The sequence below is a fragment of the Sporosarcina sp. P33 genome, from assembly GCF_002077155.1.
GTDB lineage: Bacteria > Bacillota > Bacilli > Bacillales_A > Planococcaceae > Sporosarcina.
Genome location: NZ_CP015027.1, coordinates 103,355 through 121,321, shown reverse-complemented (window position 1 = coordinate 121,321; position 17,967 = coordinate 103,355). Strand labels below are relative to the sequence as shown.

Annotated in this window: 14 protein-coding genes; 3 read left to right on the top strand and 11 right to left on the bottom strand. The window is 43.0% G+C overall.

Translation table 11 applies throughout. The annotated features are described in order from the left end of the window. Positions 1-6: 6 nt before the first annotated feature. Complete coding sequence (locus SporoP33_RS00610; RefSeq protein ID WP_081241942.1) at positions 7-840, bottom strand: squalene/phytoene synthase family protein; 834 nt, start codon at positions 838-840, stop codon at positions 7-9. A 261-nt stretch (positions 841-1,101) separates the two neighbouring features. Here SporoP33_RS00610 and SporoP33_RS00605 point away from each other — a divergent pair, with 261 nt between their 5' ends. Continuing rightward, positions 1,102-1,785: an MOSC domain-containing protein gene (locus SporoP33_RS00605; protein WP_081241941.1), complete on the top strand. Its 684-nt coding sequence runs from the start codon at positions 1,102-1,104 to the stop codon at positions 1,783-1,785. A gap of 239 nt (positions 1,786-2,024) precedes the next feature. On the opposite strand, the gene SporoP33_RS00595 is transcribed toward SporoP33_RS00605, so the two are convergent. The 5 genes from SporoP33_RS00595 to bluB form a co-directional block, all read right to left on the bottom strand. Continuing rightward, complete coding sequence (locus SporoP33_RS00595) at positions 2,025-2,306, bottom strand: YrhK family protein (protein ID WP_081244698.1); 282 nt, start codon at positions 2,304-2,306, stop codon at positions 2,025-2,027. 466 nt (positions 2,307-2,772) lie between these two features. Beyond that, positions 2,773-3,498, bottom strand: coding sequence for an enoyl-CoA hydratase/isomerase family protein (locus tag SporoP33_RS00590; protein WP_369821961.1), 726 nt, complete (start codon positions 3,496-3,498; stop codon positions 2,773-2,775). A 205-nt stretch (positions 3,499-3,703) separates the two neighbouring features. Continuing rightward, positions 3,704-4,774 carry a TRAP transporter substrate-binding protein DctP gene (dctP, locus tag SporoP33_RS00585; protein ID WP_081241938.1) on the bottom strand — a complete coding sequence of 357 codons (1,071 nt, stop codon included), beginning with the start codon at positions 4,772-4,774 and terminating at the stop codon, positions 3,704-3,706. A gap of 1,206 nt (positions 4,775-5,980) precedes the next feature. Beyond that, on the bottom strand, positions 5,981-7,591 hold the full coding sequence (locus SporoP33_RS00580; protein ID WP_081244697.1) for a catalase: 1,611 nt from the start codon (positions 7,589-7,591) through the stop codon (positions 5,981-5,983). A 204-nt stretch (positions 7,592-7,795) separates the two neighbouring features. Further along, entirely contained in the window at positions 7,796-8,446 is a 651-nt protein-coding gene (gene bluB, locus SporoP33_RS00575; protein ID WP_081241937.1) for a 5,6-dimethylbenzimidazole synthase, read from the bottom strand. Between the two features lie 163 nt (positions 8,447-8,609). Between bluB and SporoP33_RS00570 the strand changes: the two genes are divergently transcribed. Further along, complete coding sequence (locus SporoP33_RS00570) at positions 8,610-9,449, top strand: pyridoxamine kinase (RefSeq protein ID WP_081241936.1); 840 nt, start codon at positions 8,610-8,612, stop codon at positions 9,447-9,449. A gap of 92 nt (positions 9,450-9,541) precedes the next feature. On the opposite strand, the gene SporoP33_RS15845 is transcribed toward SporoP33_RS00570, so the two are convergent. Together SporoP33_RS15845 and SporoP33_RS00565 are read right to left on the bottom strand one after the other, a co-directional pair. Further along, the gene (locus SporoP33_RS15845) at positions 9,542-9,679 is read right to left on the bottom strand and encodes a hypothetical protein (protein ID WP_155961274.1); all 138 of its coding nucleotides are present in this window, start codon (positions 9,677-9,679) and stop codon (positions 9,542-9,544) included. A gap of 48 nt (positions 9,680-9,727) precedes the next feature. Continuing rightward, positions 9,728-11,191 (bottom strand): MDR family MFS transporter, encoded by a 1,464-nt coding sequence (locus tag SporoP33_RS00565; RefSeq protein WP_081241935.1) that lies wholly within the window; start codon positions 11,189-11,191, stop codon positions 9,728-9,730. A 699-nt stretch (positions 11,192-11,890) separates the two neighbouring features. On the opposite strand from SporoP33_RS00565, the gene SporoP33_RS00560 reads away from it, so the two are divergent. Continuing rightward, positions 11,891-12,055: an aspartyl-phosphate phosphatase Spo0E family protein gene (locus SporoP33_RS00560; RefSeq protein WP_081241934.1), complete on the top strand. Its 165-nt coding sequence runs from the start codon at positions 11,891-11,893 to the stop codon at positions 12,053-12,055. A gap of 574 nt (positions 12,056-12,629) precedes the next feature. On the opposite strand, the gene SporoP33_RS00555 is transcribed toward SporoP33_RS00560, so the two are convergent. The 3 genes from SporoP33_RS00555 to SporoP33_RS00545 all read right to left on the bottom strand — a co-directional run bounded on the left by SporoP33_RS00555 (position 12,630) and on the right by SporoP33_RS00545 (position 17,283). After that, positions 12,630-14,387, bottom strand: coding sequence for a GMC family oxidoreductase (locus SporoP33_RS00555; protein ID WP_081241933.1), 1,758 nt, complete (start codon positions 14,385-14,387; stop codon positions 12,630-12,632). Positions 14,388-14,412: 25 nt separating this feature from the next. Beyond that, a complete protein-coding gene (locus SporoP33_RS00550) occupies positions 14,413-15,204 on the bottom strand; it encodes a gluconate 2-dehydrogenase subunit 3 family protein (protein ID WP_081241932.1) in 792 nt (263 codons plus the stop codon). A gap of 813 nt (positions 15,205-16,017) precedes the next feature. After that, positions 16,018-17,283 (bottom strand): YbfB/YjiJ family MFS transporter, encoded by a 1,266-nt coding sequence (locus tag SporoP33_RS00545; protein WP_196796825.1) that lies wholly within the window; start codon positions 17,281-17,283, stop codon positions 16,018-16,020. Positions 17,284-17,967: the final 684 nt, after the last annotated feature.

Genomic DNA, 17,967 nt, shown 5'->3' with positions numbered 1-17,967 from the left:
GTTCTTTTATTTTAGAATCGCTTTGTTAACGACCGATACAACTTCCATTCGGGACATCTTCTCGCGCCCTTCTTTCAATGCATCCAGCGTTGAATGTGCAAGTGCCAATGGAATATTACAGAAGTTCAAAATTGTCTTCGTCTGAATATCTTCAATATATGCGTCCGCAAGCGCTAAATTCTCTTCTGCATACGCGAACATCTCCGGCAGTTTCCAGTCATTCGGGAAGAAATTCACATCGCGCACCGCATCTTCTTTATAATTGCGCAATATATTCACTGACTGCAGTCCGCGGCCAAAGCCAATCGCCAGGTCCCGGTCTGTTTCCGTGCCGTCATACCAGCGCCAAATATCCGCAAGCATCACGCCGACGAGCCCCGCCACATAGTACGTATAATCATCCAGTTCTTCACGCGTGTTAATGACCCAGTTCTTCCCTGCCCACTTCGCCATGCCTCTGCCCATGATCGCTGTGGATTCAAGAACTTTATTGCGCGCCGTCTCCGGGCAGAAATCTACCCAATCCGCAAGACGCAGCGTCACTTCAGGCAGCTGTTCGCGATGCGGTGCGAATAATTTGTCGAGTGCATGATGCATCGGTTCGCCTGTTGCGATCGTATGATCAAGAATGTCGCTGACGTTATTGAGCAAGTCGATGACAATGTTGACGTCCAGCTGCTCGTGGTCTTCGATTTCATCGATTGCGCGCATGCACAAGTATGCGGACGCAACCGCTTCTCTGACAGTTGGTTCGAGCAGTTTGATTGGTATATAAAACGTACGGCTTGTCTCTTTAAGGACTTTCATTGCTTCTTTTTGTAGTTTTGCATCGGTTTTCATGTAAGGTTCCCTCCATCAATCGTTACACAGCACTAGTGAGTTATATAGAATGTGTTTATTATAGCATTGAATGTCGGATCATGAGTACTGAGAAGGTGTTTTGGAAATAGAAAGATAAGAAGCGGAGCAGCATTGTTCCACAGGGGAGCCTCTTTACATTTAGTGGAGGTGAATGTGTAACGCTGGAGATATTTACCGAGATTCATTGAAAGTGATACACTTACCTAAAAGATGATTTACATTTTACTGGAGGAGAAATCTATGGAAAAAGCGGAGATTCTTTCGTTAAACGTTGGAAAACCGAAAGAAAAGGACTTTGGAAAGAAATCTGTTACGACAGGCTTTTTTAAAAAGCCGATTCAACAGGCAGTTTTTTTATCTTCTGTGAACTTCACCGGAGACGGCCAGGGAGATCTTGTTCATCATGGCGGTGTCCATAAAGCCGTTTGTGTGTATCCGTTTGCGCATTATGCACATTGGGAAAAAACGTTAGGAAGAACATTATCGTACGGCGCATTCGGAGAAAACCTCACAATCACAGGACTGACAGAGGAAAATGTCTGTATTGGTGACTCTTTTCAGCTCGGTGAAGCGATTGTTCAAGTGAGTCAGCCCCGTCAGCCTTGTTTCAAATTAGGGCTTGTCTATGAACGGAAGGATATGCCGCTCCTTGTACAAAACACGGGCTATACAGGCTTTTATTTCCGTGTGCTGCAAGAAGGTATGGTATCATCAACGGATATGTTATTTCCATTAACGCGTCACGTCCATGGCATTACAGTGGCGGAAGCGAACCGGCTGATGCATCATGATAAGCAAGACTTGGACGCTATTCGCCGTTTGCTGGAAGTGGAAGAACTGTCTCCAAGCTGGCGCAAAACTTTTGAAAAGCGGGCAGGGGGTCAAGAGGTCGATACGAGTGAACGGATTTCCGGAGAAAAATAAACTAAGGGCCAGGAAGGTATTGGATTGATGTCATGCTGTCGCGGAGATCACGAAGCGGAAATTGTAAAAGCAGAAAGCGATATTGGCGAAAAAAACCAATTGGCGCGGGCAGTTCGCAAAGAATTAAGGAGATATCTCGTATTCGGTTTTCTCGTTCCTCGCCAGTCCGCTTTCCACTTTCGCCCAACATTTACCAATGACTCAGCTGCTCTCTGATCTTATTTGTCTGTTTTACGCCTCTACTCACTCCATTCTTGCTCTTGACTGGACTGGCTAATTTTCCGCAGCGTGGTTGCATGAAGTATTTTTAATACCGGCCGTATGAAGAGCTGCGCACTGCCTACAATGAATAGAATAATTCCGGCAGTTTTTAAGGTTTCAAAAAAGAAGAACACACTGCCCACTATAAATATAATCCCTAATACTAATTCGTTGATGATGAAAATATAACGGTAGTTTTTGTTGAAGAAAACTACGTGCTTCCCCAGCTTAACTTCATACTGCTGGTTGTTGTTTGTCATTTTTGGCAATTTCGTCCCCTCCTGCTTCTTTAATTTCCCGCATTTCACTGATATAAACGACACTGAAAGTAGAATTAGAGGGGCAGAGCATTCATGAGAAGTTCTCGGATGTTAAGTCCTATTTCCGTTGTGTCTGGTATATAATTTTCACAGCTGCAGTCTAGTTATCAAGTAATGGATTGTTTCGTTTCTGCATAAGTATGCTGCTGGGTTTTATACAGGCACTGTTTCAACTGCGGATGTTTGTAGATTTCAAACAGCATTGTGAAGGCTGATTCGCAATAATGTTCATAGTAATAGTAGAAACTTTTCGGTACCTTGGTCAAGAAGCAGCTCATGCATCTATTGTATTCTCTGGTCAAAGAACGTGTAAGCAACCTGCAGAAAACCTTAAACAGCCTTCTTTGCGATTGAATAATCGGCAAAGAAGGCTGTTTGGCATGTACACTGAAGAGGTTCGTGCTTTCTATTTTGATATAAACTCAGGAGTGCGTTTCTCCATGAAAGCACTAGTTCCTTCATTTTTATCTTCCGTTGAAAAAAGAATAGCTTGCGCCAATTCCTCTAGTAATTGGCCCGTTTTCATATCTGTATCAAAACCTGCATGAATAACCACTTTTGCGAGTTTCACAGCCACTGGACCTTTGGACAAAATTTGGGTTGCCGTTCTCTCCACAGCTTCCTTTAATTGATCAGGAGGGACAGCCTCTGAAACCAGCCCTATTTTCTCAGCTTCTTCTGCAGAAATCATTTTGCCGGTTAAAATTAATTCAATGGCTCTTCCTTTCCCGATTAATCTGGCCATTCGCTGGGTTCCGCCTGCCCCCGGTATGACACCCAGATTCAATTCTGGAAGACCAAATTTTGCATTGTCAGATGCAATCCGAATGTCGCACGCCATAGCAAGCTCACATCCTCCGCCCAGTGCGTATCCATTGATCATGGCGATTGTCGGCTTTTCATATGCTTCAATATAATCGTATATATCCTGCATACTGCCGGTTGCAAGTACGTCCAATGGCGAACGATTTTTTAGTTGGCTAATATCTGCTCCGGCTGCAAATGATTTTTCTCCTTTGCCGGTAAAAATTATACACCCTGCGTCATGATCTGTTTGCAGCTTCTCCAGCGCATCCTTTATTTCAGTAAGGGTTGTTTTACTTAATGCGTTTCTCTGCTCTGGCGAGTTAATAATAATGTAGGCTAGATGTCCTGTTTTCTCTACTAGAATTTTTTTATAAGTAATAGCTTTTCACCCCGTCATAAGTTCATTTAATTAGTTATTATTTACATACTTGATTCTTACTATCAAAACAAGTTTCCTATTGGAATTTACAGACAGTCATATGACCCGCCAATCAAAATTTCTCAAACGACGATTAGTACCTTTAGCTTACTCAGCGATACTTCTCTGAAATTTCCTTAAATGCGGTTAACGTCTCTTGAAATTCAGGTTTATTTACTTTATCGACCCAATCCGCTTCAATTTCGGCAAAGTAGTTATTCCACGCTTCTTTATCCGCTTCAGTCAATTCATAAACTTCGATGCCGTCTTCAGTGAACTTTTCAAATGTTTCCGATATATATTCATCTGATCTGATCGCATTACTCTCTGTCAATTCTTCTCCTACTTGCTGAATGATTTGCTGAACATCTTCAGGCAATCCTTGAAACACTTTCTCATTAATAACTAAACCTGCCGCAACACTGCCAAAGCCCATTCCTCTAGTTCCGTACTTTATCAATTCAGCCATTCCATAATCCCTGGTAGATTGAGCATTTAAATTTAACACATCGTAAACTCCTCTATCAAACCCCTCATACATGTCTGACAGTGTAATGTTTACTGGATTTGCATCAAGCGCAATCATTGCATGATTTAACACTTCGCCTGTAACCCTAACTTTTAATCCTTTAATATCTTGCGGAGTTTTGATAGGTTTCTTTTTTGACCATAATTCGTTCCCGGGAGCATCATAATTAAAAATAGGTCTGACGCCATTATTCAGGAAATCCGTTTCCAAAATAGGACTATTATCAATTAAATCATGATACGTCATAGTACCTTCATAAGCAGTTTTATATAAGCCCGGTATCCCCAGCAATGCGCTTGAAATAGGCATTTCATTAGGGGTGTAAGCCGCAACATAGTAACCTATGTCTGCTACGCCGGTACTGACTAAGTCATATAAATCAGCAGCTTTTCCTAATTGCTCTGCAGGATAAAATTCAAATTCAACTTGACCATCAGTTTGCTCTGTTACTTTTTCCATCAACGGTTTAAAAACGTGTTCAGTCATAGAGTGAGTATCAGCTTGTGCCGTAGCAAGTTTCAGCGTAATCTTTTCTTTCTCATCTGCTGCGACTTTTTCAACTATTTTTTCGCCATCATCAGCGCTGCTGTTGCATGCTGCTAAAATAATAACAGTCAAGATCAGTAAGAATGAAATCAGATAATTTTTTCTCATTTTTATTCCTCCGCATACTCGATTTTTTAGTGTTGAATCGATTCCGACTAGAGACAGATAAATGATTTTTGATTAACAGAAACATACAGCCAATACATCATTCCTTTCCTTCTATGTTTTATTCAAAATTAAGTGACTGGCAACAGGATATTCATAGGCATGCATTTGGACTCCCGAATCTGAATTACTTACAGCGTATAATTTGCTGTTGATGTAAGGCAGAAATAGATAAAAACATCTGTCGTCCGCGACAATGCCACACAAATAAGTGAAGCCATTACTTGAATTAAAACCAGTTTTATCATTTTGTTTTATCCTTATATTTCACCCACTCTTCTGAACATGCTGCCTGATCGTCTATTTGTCCAGGGGGCACAAGTTTTCTTATCTGTTTTCTCTGGCTGGTCTCTTTTCAGGTATTTTTCTACGAGTAATTGCCAGGTTAATAACAGTGAGGAAACAGCGATTCTATATGCTTTCCTTCATACCCCTATGTGCATGCAAACATATAATTAACACCGTTTTTATTTGTGCGCCTTTTTCTAGATGGCCGCATTGGAATATCTTTACTACTGCTTATTTTACGTATAAAAAGCAATTTGTCAACGCAATTCCGAATATTTTAACTACTTTAATCGAGAAAAAAGTATTTATTTTACTAGCAAAATAAATAGCATGTTTTGTGTATACAGATCGCAGTTATTTACCCATTTTCCCTGGTAAACTAAGAAATATTGCAAGCTAACGGTAAAGTCTTGCTGATTGCCAGATAGATCACCTGCTTGCGCTAAAGGACTGGCTTAGCTTCTTTGAGCAATATTGGGACAAAAGGCTGTTAGCCCTTAAAGAATATGCAGAGGATAAGGAGTAGCAAGTAAAGGAACCGGGATTATACAATTTGTATTCCCCGGTTCTTTTATTTGATGGAAAAGCCTGCATAGTATCTCTGACATGTTAACAGCCACTTCCATTCTCGTTTTAAAACGGTACTTCCAAGTCATAGCAGAAGTGCTGAATATTTATAACTAATGAATTGCCTGTAGTCAGTGAAAAAATTGATGCAGTAGTAGAAAAACACCTGCGTAAGATACAAACGTGATTGCTTGAACAGTAACGTTTGTTTCCTATACAGGTGTAATACATCTCAAGTTTACAACAAATTTTTAGTCAGTTAACCGAGGCTGTCTCTAGCCTTATGACTCTTCGTCAATAAGGATCTGCTTCACGGCCTTTATCCGCTGCATCTGCTGCCGCTTTTGAAGAATCAGGCGTGCCTTGCCCAAATTTTGACTGGCCGGCTTCACGGCCGGGGACGTCCGGCTGTGAAGCAGAGCTTTCTAGTTCTTTCATTTTCTCTTCAATACCCGCTTTGACTAGGCGGCCATACTCTTCGTCTGCTTTACTGAAATGTTCGATCATTGCCTCTTGAATCCGCACATCGCATGCGGCGAGTGCTTCTGAGAGATTTTTGATTAATTCCTCCCGTTCCCACTCTTCGAAACGGCGGAATGTTTCACCTGCCTGCCCATAGTTATTCGGCCGGTCAATTGGCGCGCTCATCGCTGCTGCGTTGTACGCTGGTCTGTGCGGGGGACGCGTTTCTCTAGCAGCTTCCTGTAATCCGCCGAGCATAGAAGGCTCATAATTAATATGCGGATTCTCCCCTGCTTCGCGCCGATCCCGATAATCCATTTGACCGCGCTGCTGGTTTGTCCGCACCTCTTTTTTCGGTGCATTTACAGGTAACTGCAAGTAATTTGTGCCGATCCGATGCCGCTGCGTATCGGAATACGAGAATGTACGGCCTTGCAGCATCTTATCATCGGAAAAATCCATTCCATCCACCAGCACGCCAGTTCCAAAAGCGGCTTGCTCAATATCCATATGAAAATCATCCGGATTGCGGTCTAATACCATCTTACCTACGGGCAGCCAGGGAAACTGTTCTTCCGGCCAGAGCTTCGTATTATCAAGAGGATCAAAATCGAGTTCCGGATGGTATCCGTCTTCCATAAGCTGCACGAACAGTTCCCATTCAGGATATTCTTTACGTTCAATGGCTTCAGACAAATCTTGCGTCGCATGCCCGACGTTTTTCGCCTGCACGGCGTCAGCATCTTCCTGTGTTAAATTTCGGATACCTTGCTTGGGCTCCCAATGATACTTCACCAGAACTGCCTCGCCCTTGTCATTGACCCATTTGTAAGTATTCACACCGGAGCCTTGCATGTGACGGTAGGTGGCAGGAATTCCCCACGGCGAGAATAAAAACGTGATCATATGAATAGATTCCGGCGAACGGGAGACAAAATCAAACATGCGCTGCGGGTGCGGTACATTGGAAGCAGGATCCGCTTTAAACGCATGAATCATATCAGGAAATTTCATCGCATCACGAATGAAAAAGATCTTCAGATTATTACCGACCAAATCCCAGTTGCCGTCTTCTGTATACATCTTTACAGCAAACCCACGCGGGTCCCGGGCTGTTTCAGGCGAATCTTTAGCACCTGGTACAGTGGAGAATCGCGCGACTAGCGGCGTTCTTTTTCCGGCACCAGAAAATACTTTCGCGCGAGTATATTTTTCAACCGGCTCGCCGCCGACTTTTCCGTAGGTTTCAAAATAGCCAAATGCCCCCGAACCTCGTGCATGAACGACCCGTTCAGGTATTTCTTCCCGATCGAAATGTGATATTTTTTCGATAAAATGATAGTTCTCAAGAGTAGCGGGACCCCGGTCACCAATCGTTCGGATATTTTGATTGTCTGATACAGGATGCCCCTGGCGTGTTGTTAGAATTTCCCGCTTATTCATTTCCGCTTCGCTCTGTTTAAGTTCGTTATTCTCCACGTAAATCGCTCCTCCACAACGTACTTTCCGTAAAAAAATGTGTTTCTTTACGGATGTGTATCCATTTCTAACAGGAGTATAACCACCAATCAGACACGATAAACATCTGTACTATGAAGGGTTATCTTGCTTCAGAGCTATGAAAATAGGAAACTTATCCTTTACATTTTATGCTTCAGGTTTCACGCCCCATTTATCCGCAAAAATCAGCTGATCCAACACTCTTCTTTTTTCCCAGTCTGCTGATTCCAATATAGGTTTGGCCGGATAATGTTCCGTGTAGCCGATCGACAGCAGTGCAACGGGGTCGATGTGAGGAGGAATTTCTAAAATGTCACGCACATCATTTTTCTTGTAAAAACTTACCCAGCCAAGAGCCAATCCTTCCGCACAGGCTGCCAGCCACATATTCTGTATGGCGCACGCTGTGGACAGCACATCCGTCTCGGGGATCGAATTGCGTCCGAGTACATGGGATCCGCCGCGCGTCGGGTCGCATGTCACACAGATGGTCAGCGGCGCTTCTTTTAGGCCCTGCACTTTCAGACCTAAAAACTTAGTCTCTTTTTCTCCTTCATAATGAATTGCCAGCGCCCGCCGCTCCTTCTCCGCAGCCCAGGATAATTTTTCTTTCACTTCATTTGATGAAACTAAAATGAAATTCCATGGCTGCATAAATCCCACGGAAGGTGCGTGGTGGGCTGCATCCAATATACTGCGAACCGCTGTTTCCGGAATGGGATCCGGCAAAAAGCTTCGCACATCTCTTCTCGTGTAGATGGCTTTGTAGACTGCGTCTTTTTCTTCTTGTGTAAACATTTTTTCTCCCCCTAGTATACGTGCTGCAGTACGTTGATTGTAGCAGATTTTACAGCAGGCCAAAAGGATATGTATATCTCGAATGCTCCCGTGCATATGCCGTAAAACTATAGAAATTATATGGTATGATACGTATAATACATAGCTGTTTACGGAGGTACTCATGAAAAAAGTTGCTGTCATACAAGATCTGTCTTCATTCGGCAAGTGTTCACTGACTGCCGCCATCCCGGTGCTTTCCGTGATGGGTGCTCAGGCATGCCCGCTGCCGACCGCCGTTTTATCTGCACAAACGGAATATCCAAGTTATTTCTGCGAGGACCTCACCCGAGCGATCCCTGTCTTCACAGATGAATGGAGTAAACTTGGTGCTTCATTTGACGGTATCCATACAGGCTACATAACCGGTGAAGAGCAAATTCGCCACATTTTTGATTTTCTTGAAGTGTTTTACACTGACGGGACACTTTTGCTTGTAGATCCTGTCCTTGGTGATCAAGGGAAAGCATACAATCACTTTACCGACGGGCTGCTTGAGCAGATGAAAGTTCTGGCTGCGCAAGCAGACATTATAACACCGAATATTACGGAATGCTGTCTGCTGGCCGGTTCTTCATATGACGCACTGCACCGCTTTGCGGACGAAAAGAATTACTTGAAAGCCATTGAAGAAGCAGGCAGGCAGCTGCAGCAGGAAACCCGCGCTGAAATCATCATCACAGGCATCAATCCGCCCGGCCTGCAAGCCGCTGTCGGCAACATGTACATTAATGATGCACATACGATCTATAGCTCTGTTTCATATAATGGCAAAAGCTATTCCGGCACAGGTGATTTATTTGCTTCTGTACTTATGGGCGGCCGCATGCGCGGCATGAACTTGGAACAGTCTATCACGCTGGCAGAAAATTTCTTGTCTGCCGCGATACAGGATACGGATTTGAGCGAGACGCCAGTCGTCGCGGGAGTGAATTTCGAGAAATATTTACGGATGTTATTATGAAAAAGTACGGGTTCTGAAAACGTTCATTAACGTTTCAAATCCCGTACTTTTTGTTTAGCCGCATCATTTCGATTTACAGCCCCCGCGCACGTTCAATTCGTCAATCGCTTTACGCGGCCATCTTCTTCCATAGGCTGTATGCGGCCAGAACTGCGCATCCTTTTCTGATCTCTCTTCATTACGTGCTGATCCGTAAATGAAATCAATTCTCTTGCCTTACTTACATTCATTTAACAAGAAAAAATCCTCAATCCTGTGAATAGGATTAAGGATCTTAATTAGTGCGTTTCCTGAACATCATCTTCTGGCTTGGCGCGGTATACGATAAACGACAGGATAACTGCCGCAAGGGACATCGCAAATGCAATGAAATAGACAAGTTCCACACCGGCAACCAGCGCCAAATCGGCAGTCAGCGGATCTCCGGGTGCAGCAGATTTCTCCAGGAAGTGTAATTGTCTTGCATTCATAACACTGATGAAAATTGACACACCGATGGCTCCGGCAACAGGCTGCAGCGTTGACATAACCGCTGTCCCGTGCGGATATAAACGCTTCGGCAGCTGATTCAGCCCATTCGTTTCTGCGGGCATCATTATCGCAGATATAGCCAGCATGAGCAGAATATAACTAACCACAACAACCCAAATTGGTGTATCGATGGTCAACCGGCTCATCGTGAACATCGTTCCGCTCAGTACGATCGTTGAAGGAATCATCAGCACCCGAGGTCCAAATTTATCAAATAAAGAACCCATGAACGGTGACATGATGCCATTTAATACACTGCCAGGCAATAAGATCAGGCCCGCGGTCGCGGCAGAAAGTGCGAGAGGGCCCTGCATATAGATCGGCAAGATGATTTCTGACGCAAACATCGCCATGATGATAATCAGGAACATGAACACTGCGTGTGTGAACATCGGATAGCGGAACACGCGCAAGTCCATGACTGGTTCTTTCAGCTTGAATTGTCTTATGGCGAATAATATAATGCCCGCCACTCCGATACCGATGAACAGCAGGACAAGCGGACTTGCAAAACCTTTCGCGCTTTCCCCGACAGAACTGAATCCATAAACGAGAGAGCCGAAGCCCGCCGAGGAAAATACGAGCGACAAATAATCGATTTTCGGCTTCGTCACCTCTGTGATATTGATCAAATATTTATAGCCAAATGCGATGGAGAATAACGAGAAAGGAATGACGAGCAGGAACAAATATCTCCATCCTAAATATTCCACAATGACTCCGGACAATGTAGGACCGATCGCGGGCGCAAACATGATCACCAGTCCGATAAGTCCCATGATTTTCCCGCGCCGATGCGGCGGATAAATTAGGAGGAATACATTGAAAATAATTGGCATCAACAATCCAGTACCCACAGCCTGAATAAGCCGCCCCGTTAATAAAACCGGAAATGCAGGCGCACTGGCCGCCACAATCGTCCCGACAGTAAATACACTCATCGTCCCAATGAATAATTGACGTGTCGTGAACCATTGAAGCAGCAATGCTGAAATCGGTATGACAACGGCCATGACAAGCATAAAACCCGTTGCCATCCATTGCACTGCCGGTAACGTGATGGAAAACTCATCCATCAATGTGATCAGTGCAATATTCAATAAAGTTTCATTTAAAATGGCAAAGAATGCACCAATGATAAGCGCCAGCATGATGGGCAGCACTTTGACATTCGGATTATCCGCCAGGAATTCATATTTCTTTTCTTCCATTTAACAACCTCTTTCATCGATCCGGAATGCTCTGCAGATAATGTTCGTTCACCACTAATTTTTGATTCGTAATATCTGTCCGACGCATTACTTTATCAACGTTCCGGCACCTATTTTCTTTACGCTTATATCATTATAATTCCTAACCCGCTGAATGCAAGTTTCAGTACGTATATCGCCTTTTATTTCCTTCTTTGCTAAAGTCCAATACAAAGAAATAAAGCGCAGTATGAATGGCATTTATTTTCATATAAGAAAACCATTACAAAATCTGTAGCTTCGATAAACTTCTATACAATATCTCTTTTAACACGAACACGTGACAGTAAGTCAATTAAATTCGCACTATAAATTTTGCAGGACCCTTCCTGCTTATTTTCAGCAGGATTTTGTCTGGTCAACCGTATATAACCTGCTTTCTTCCGCAAGTACAAGCAATTGCTTTTCGCAGAATGTCCGCATGCCATGAAGTGTTTGTAGCTTTTCAGATTATGTGCAGGCCTGTATTTTTCAAACAAAATGCATGAATATTCAATCACCATACACAGTGTTGTCACAAACGGACAATGATTTTACTGTCGGCCATAATCCGACATCCTTTTCAACACAGATTATATATGATAGACAGGTTGCTTCTATGCGCACATCAAGAAAATAGCACCATGGTTGAAGCGTAATTATCATTACGGAGGAATAGAAATGAATATAGCTGTCAAAAAGTATTACTTATTGTGTAGAATTAAGGTAAATAGAATAGTTATGTATAAGAAAGCGGAACATTTCGGATTTACTCATCCAAGTGTTATAAAATGCAGCCAAAAACTGGACAATCTATTGAATAGAGTACAGGGCATTTGCTCATAATTTTAGATGCTAAATTTGCCGCGTCAAGAATAACATTACATACAAAAAGACAGTTCCAATTATTGGGACTGTCTTTTTGTATGTGCTACAGCTTGGTGATGGCATAAAGCTGTAATTTCACGAAAATTTCAGGTACAGTATACCTTGCAAATAGTGAGAACCGAAAAAAAGTAAAAGGACAATTGAACAAAGCTGTGAAGAATCTAAACAATCGCTATGTTAAAAACGTAGAAAGCCTTCTGATATACATGATTCAGATATGATAGATGAAGGTGCTTTAACAGGTGTTCACTCTTACAGTAGGCTGCAGCAAAAATCCGAGAATTCTCAGCCGCAAGAAACGATCCATTCACGCCAGACGTTACTTGAAAGACATAGGGATTTGACAACCGTTTACTTTCATCTGCGGCCAGACTATCCCCGGGCGGATTCACCAGTCGTCTACTATTTACATTCAATAAATGAAAATACCTGCAGGTTGCACACTCTTTTTTCAAGTGTCCAGCTTGCAGGTATTTATATAGAAAAAGAAATAGGAACGGTAAAAGAACCGGTCTATAATATGGTCTTACAATTACGCATTACTCGTTTGTTTAGCTTCCACTAATAATCCGCCGTCTCCTTCGAGATAGGTGATCATCCCTTCTGACGCACGGTAAGCAAACGCACCGATTGTTTCAGTCGGATCGTGGTTACTGTTATGCGGGAACGAAGAACCGCCAAGCACAAACAAATTCTCCATATCCCACATTTGTGAATAAGTATTTACGGCAGACGTAGCAGGATCCTTCCCCATAATCGCACCGCCGAGGAAGTGGTTAGTATAAAATTTATGATCAAATTTCACGTCATCTGGCACATCAATCAAATCCACAATATCGGCACCCATTTCTGTCATAATTTCTTTGCAGCGTTCGACGCCATGCTGGGCACGTTTAATGTCTTGTTCTTCATAATGCACTGTCGCACGGATCAGAGGGTCTCCTAATTCATCTTTATAAGTAGGGTCCAAATCCAGATACGTATACCTGTTAGGCAGAAATCCTGTTTTCGCTCTGATAATTAAATTGCGGTTATGATAAAACAAGTTTTTCTCTTTATATTCTTTCCCCCATGCCGGTGTTCCTTCTGGCACATGATTATTATCAATTGGACGCTGCCCTAGATGGTAGTAGCGAATTTCATAGCCATGAAGGAAATCAAGATCAGTATGGTCCATATTATCTCCTGAGAAATCATCGACGGTTGCACCGAGTGCCCCTGTTCCCATCGACAGATTCCATTTTTCATCATTAAAGAAGCCGCGCGCACCAATATACGTACTGATATTGCTGAAGTGTCCTGTAAAGTTTTTACCGATGATGCCTTCCCCTGTTTCAGGGTTATACGGTTTGCCAATTTTTGATTTCAATAATAATTTATTATTTGTAAAGACAAAGCCGGCTAAGACTACAATATCCGCAGGCTGAATAAACTCCTGTCCTGTGATATTGTCAATATATTTTAATCCAATGGCTTTCGTTCCATCATGAATCACCTCTGTAACCGTGGATTCGTTGCGGATTTCAAAATTACCTGTTTTCTTCGCTGTTTCCAATACTGTGACAATTGGATCACCTTTGGCTCCGAAATCACACCCGTATTCTTCACAAAATGCACAATACATACAAGCGTTTATCGTTTCACCGTCAGGATTTGTATATTGCTGGGACATGTTGGCGGCCGGCAAACGATACGGATGGTAACCAAGATTTGTCGCTGCTTTTTTAAACAGCTCAATCGAAGGAGTTGTTTTCAGAGGAGGATTCGGATATCCGTCTGAACGCTTATGTCCGAGGGGATTTACCTCACCTGAAACCCCGGCCGTTTTTTCAAATTTATCATAATACGGCTCTAATTCATCGTATGTAATCCCCCAGTCTTGAATGGTACAGTTTTCAGGAATCTTACTTTCTCCGTATCTCTCAATCGTTTTGCTGCGAATTTCAAAATCATAAGGAAGCCAGCGTAAGCTTACACCGTTCCAATGCACACTTGCCCCGCCCATGTCGTTACCAATACGCGCATGACTGTTATTTCGAACCGGTCTGGCTGTTTCGTCCATACTGGTTCTTGTAGTCACAGTATCTTTGGATAAATCCTGCATCATATCATATCGGATAGAATATTTTAATTCATCTTTTGCTCCAATAAAGTCTTCTCTTGATTGTTCTTTACCTCTTTCAAGAGAAACTACTTTATATCCTTTTTTTGTAAGTTCGGCAGCCGTGATTCCGCCGGCCCAGCCAGTACCTACGATGACTGCGTCAACTTTTTTTAATTCTTTCGCCATACACGTTACCTCCTAAAAATAATGATCATTTATTTCTCTGGTATTCTGTCAAACTGACCGGTTCCATTTTCACGAATTCTTCCGACTCTATGACATTTGCATAAGACATCTGTGCGCCCCCAAATTCTTTCATGTGCCAGCCTGCCATGTTTTTGTTGCCGCCATACAGCGGATCACAAAACGCCCCTTCCAATGTGGCTTGTTTCAATAATGCAAAGAAACCTTCTGAAGGAATGGACTTCATCTCGAGTTTGCCGTTTTCTAAATCACTCATAATCTCAGACTTCTGTTCCTCACTAGCTTCGTCAAATGAGATATCAAAACGCTTTTTGCTTTCTGCGTTCATTTTCCGTAAACCTTCGAGAAAAATTTTCCCCCGATTACTTCGTGTGTGATTTGCTTTGTCGTCATCTTTTAATTTCTTTAATTTTTCCAGTTCAGTATACGGCCCTTGGCGGTAATCATCGCCATTTACCCCCCAAGTGCCGGCCAGCTGTTTATCAATATAATAAGGAACGTCTAATTCAATAGCCCCCGGTCCGTTATCATCCTTAGGAAAAATCAGTTCCGCGGCATGCGCTAGTACAATGAAATCCTCATAGCGTCCGAAGAACATCCGTGCTCTGGCAGGATGTGCATTTTTGCTGTCAGTCTCTGTATTTTCTTTCCCTTCATCATTTGACCGTGACTGATTTGTAAAGAAACCGCCCAACAGCGAACCGCCGGCTACACCGCCAACAACCAGACCGGTATTTTTCAGGAAATTCCTTCGACTTGGATCATGACCGTTTTGAGTTGAATTGTTTTTCTCCGTCATTTTATTACCCCTTTACTGAAATATTTATAACAGTTAGATCTGAATTGCCGCAACTTCATATATATTCCGTCATTTTATTTGAATGTAATCTGTTATTAGCAGGAATATTGCATCTGAACATTTGAAAATATAATTTCTGCCGTAAAATTAGGCAGGAAATTTTCTCCAATTAATTCAGTATTATGCAAGTATTCCATAATGTCCCGACCTTAACATATTTCATTCGGTGGTTCAACACATTATGTAATAATTAATAATTGATTGTATTTTATCTGTAAAATACACAGATTTAGCCATGGGCATTTTAAACTATTAGTAATGATTAGTCCATCGCAGATTAATGACTTATGTTTAATTAATGCTGTAGAATTGATTTTGAAAACATCTTTATAGTGCACATCATATTTTTTATTTAAAGTATAACGCCAATAAATTAGTCTTTTATTCGATGCATTTGCTCATGACCTGCCAAACAGCTCATGTGAGAAAAGTACTTATCTTTGGATAAACAGAAATCTGAGAACACGTTCAATCAGATATGAATTTGTCTGTCGGCATGCCGTTCATTTAATAAAAATATACTATTTTGTTTCAGAAATATATTTTAAAAAGCTGAATAATATCATTGGTTTTTTTACACCGCCTTTTCAACCTGCAGATAAAATTCAGTACGGTTCTGCCGAAAGGAACGAATTAAAAAAGGCAGAAGATCCTCTTTTCAGGGACCTGCTGCCTTTTAACTTATCTTTTCGCCTTATCACTTTCCATGCACATATCTGACATTCAGAACGCGTATTGCTGAAACGGTGCGTGTTAAACTTTTTCCGCGGAAGTCTCCTTTATTGAGAAATTAGTTAAGGAAGGCTTTGCTTCCAGTTCAGTAACATCCAAGTCTTCCGCATGCTTATTCATTCGAATGGTCAGCAGGAATGCAAGTGTCAAGAGCACACTGCACATGATGAGCGCCAATGGAATCTGCTGAAAATGATCAATCAGCCAGCCGCCGATACCGGGACCGAGCAACTGACCTGCCGCAAAGAAAAACGTTACATAACCAAGAGCAACCGGCGCATAGGTCGGGTGAACTTGTTCAGTAGAAAGCGCCTGACAGAGTGACAGCATCCCGACAATCGTCATTCCCCACAGGAGCTGACTGACGATGAGGCCGGCATAAACCGGAAATACTGCCGGAATGATCAGCGACACCGCGCCAATTCCGAGTGTTGCAAGCAAGGCAGCTTTCCGTCCGATCCGGTCAGACACGCCGCCCCATAATGGGCCGCTAAAAATAGCCATCGTCCCGCTGACCGCCATAATCTGCCCTGCCTGGTACTTCGTTAATCCTACTTCGAGAATATAACTGAATAAGAAACTTTGCGGCACCAGATACGCAAACCCGACGATTCCGTATATCACTGCGACACGCAAGACTCGTTTATTCAAGTATACTTTCGTCCAGAACGATTTCTTCTGCTGTTCTTTCCGCAGTAACGGAATGGGAGGATCACGTAAAATCGTCATTGCAATGACGATCGATACGATCGACAGGATACCATAGAATATCCATAAATAACGCCACCCCATATCACCAAACCATGTCGTGAAGAATGGGATTAATGTACTCGAAATCAATGTTCCGAGCCCCATGCCGCTGACAAGAAAACCTATCAGCATTCCGCGCTTTCTTGGAAACCAGCCGACTAGTATCGTGATGAGCGGTGTGTACGTGAAAGCGGTTCCGATCCCGAGCAGCAGCATAGCTAAAAGCGTCCATTTATAGCCTGCAACGAATCCCAGCATACATAATCCAAATGAAACCAGTCCTGTTCCAAAAATCACTAGCTTCTTCGCGCCAAACTTTGCAGCGAGCAGGCCGACGAAGATAACCATCAGTAAATACCCGATGGACACAACTGTCGCAAGCATTCCCGCCTGTTTGTAGGACATCGCCAAGTTCTCCTTCATGAAAGGCATTATGATTCCATACGACATCCGTCCAAAGCCGAGCGTGCTGACAGTAACCGCGACACTTGCAAAGGCATACTTCCAAATATTTTGATCATGCTCTCTGGCTAACATCTGAATCCCACCCTTTCCATGCTTCGTCATGCGTTTTCATCTGAAAGACTTCACTCAGAAGCGCAACGGGGTGTGGAATTCTGGCAGTCTGGCAGCATTTCTGAGACATGATGAGCTTGTGTCAATATTGTGAACTCTTTCACTTATACTATACCATTGAAGCTGGATTATTTAAACTTCTTTTCTATTGGATGAGAGAGAAATAGAAAATCTTTCTTTTCTTCAGCCTATGTCTGTATTCGTTTGATTGCCTCTCTGTCAGCTGATGGTTAACATTTTGTTTGTGCGGTATAGCAAGATCGAACTTTACATAATATTATTATTTTTGGTTTCGGGTCGTTGCTCGACTCGTTATCGGGGATTGAAGTTAGCGAGTGTCCGCTCTTAGGACCCGCGCAGGCACGTGGGGGATTGCCTTTCGTCATGAGCCAGCTGGCGATAGAGCGCGCCAGTTGTCTCATGACTTCGGCCGACCCCGCAGTTGTGCCTGCGCTGCTGAGTGGGAGCAATCCAGGTTGTGGTTTATAGGAGAAGAAGTTCAGTGACACGTTGCCGACTGGCGTATGCTTTAGCAAAAGAAGTGTCATATCTTGCTTCTCCCTGACTAAACGGAGGCGCCTCCCAAGCGGTCGGCGAAGTGATGAGACTGACAGGATGCTCTTCCCTGTCTGGCTCATTGCGTAG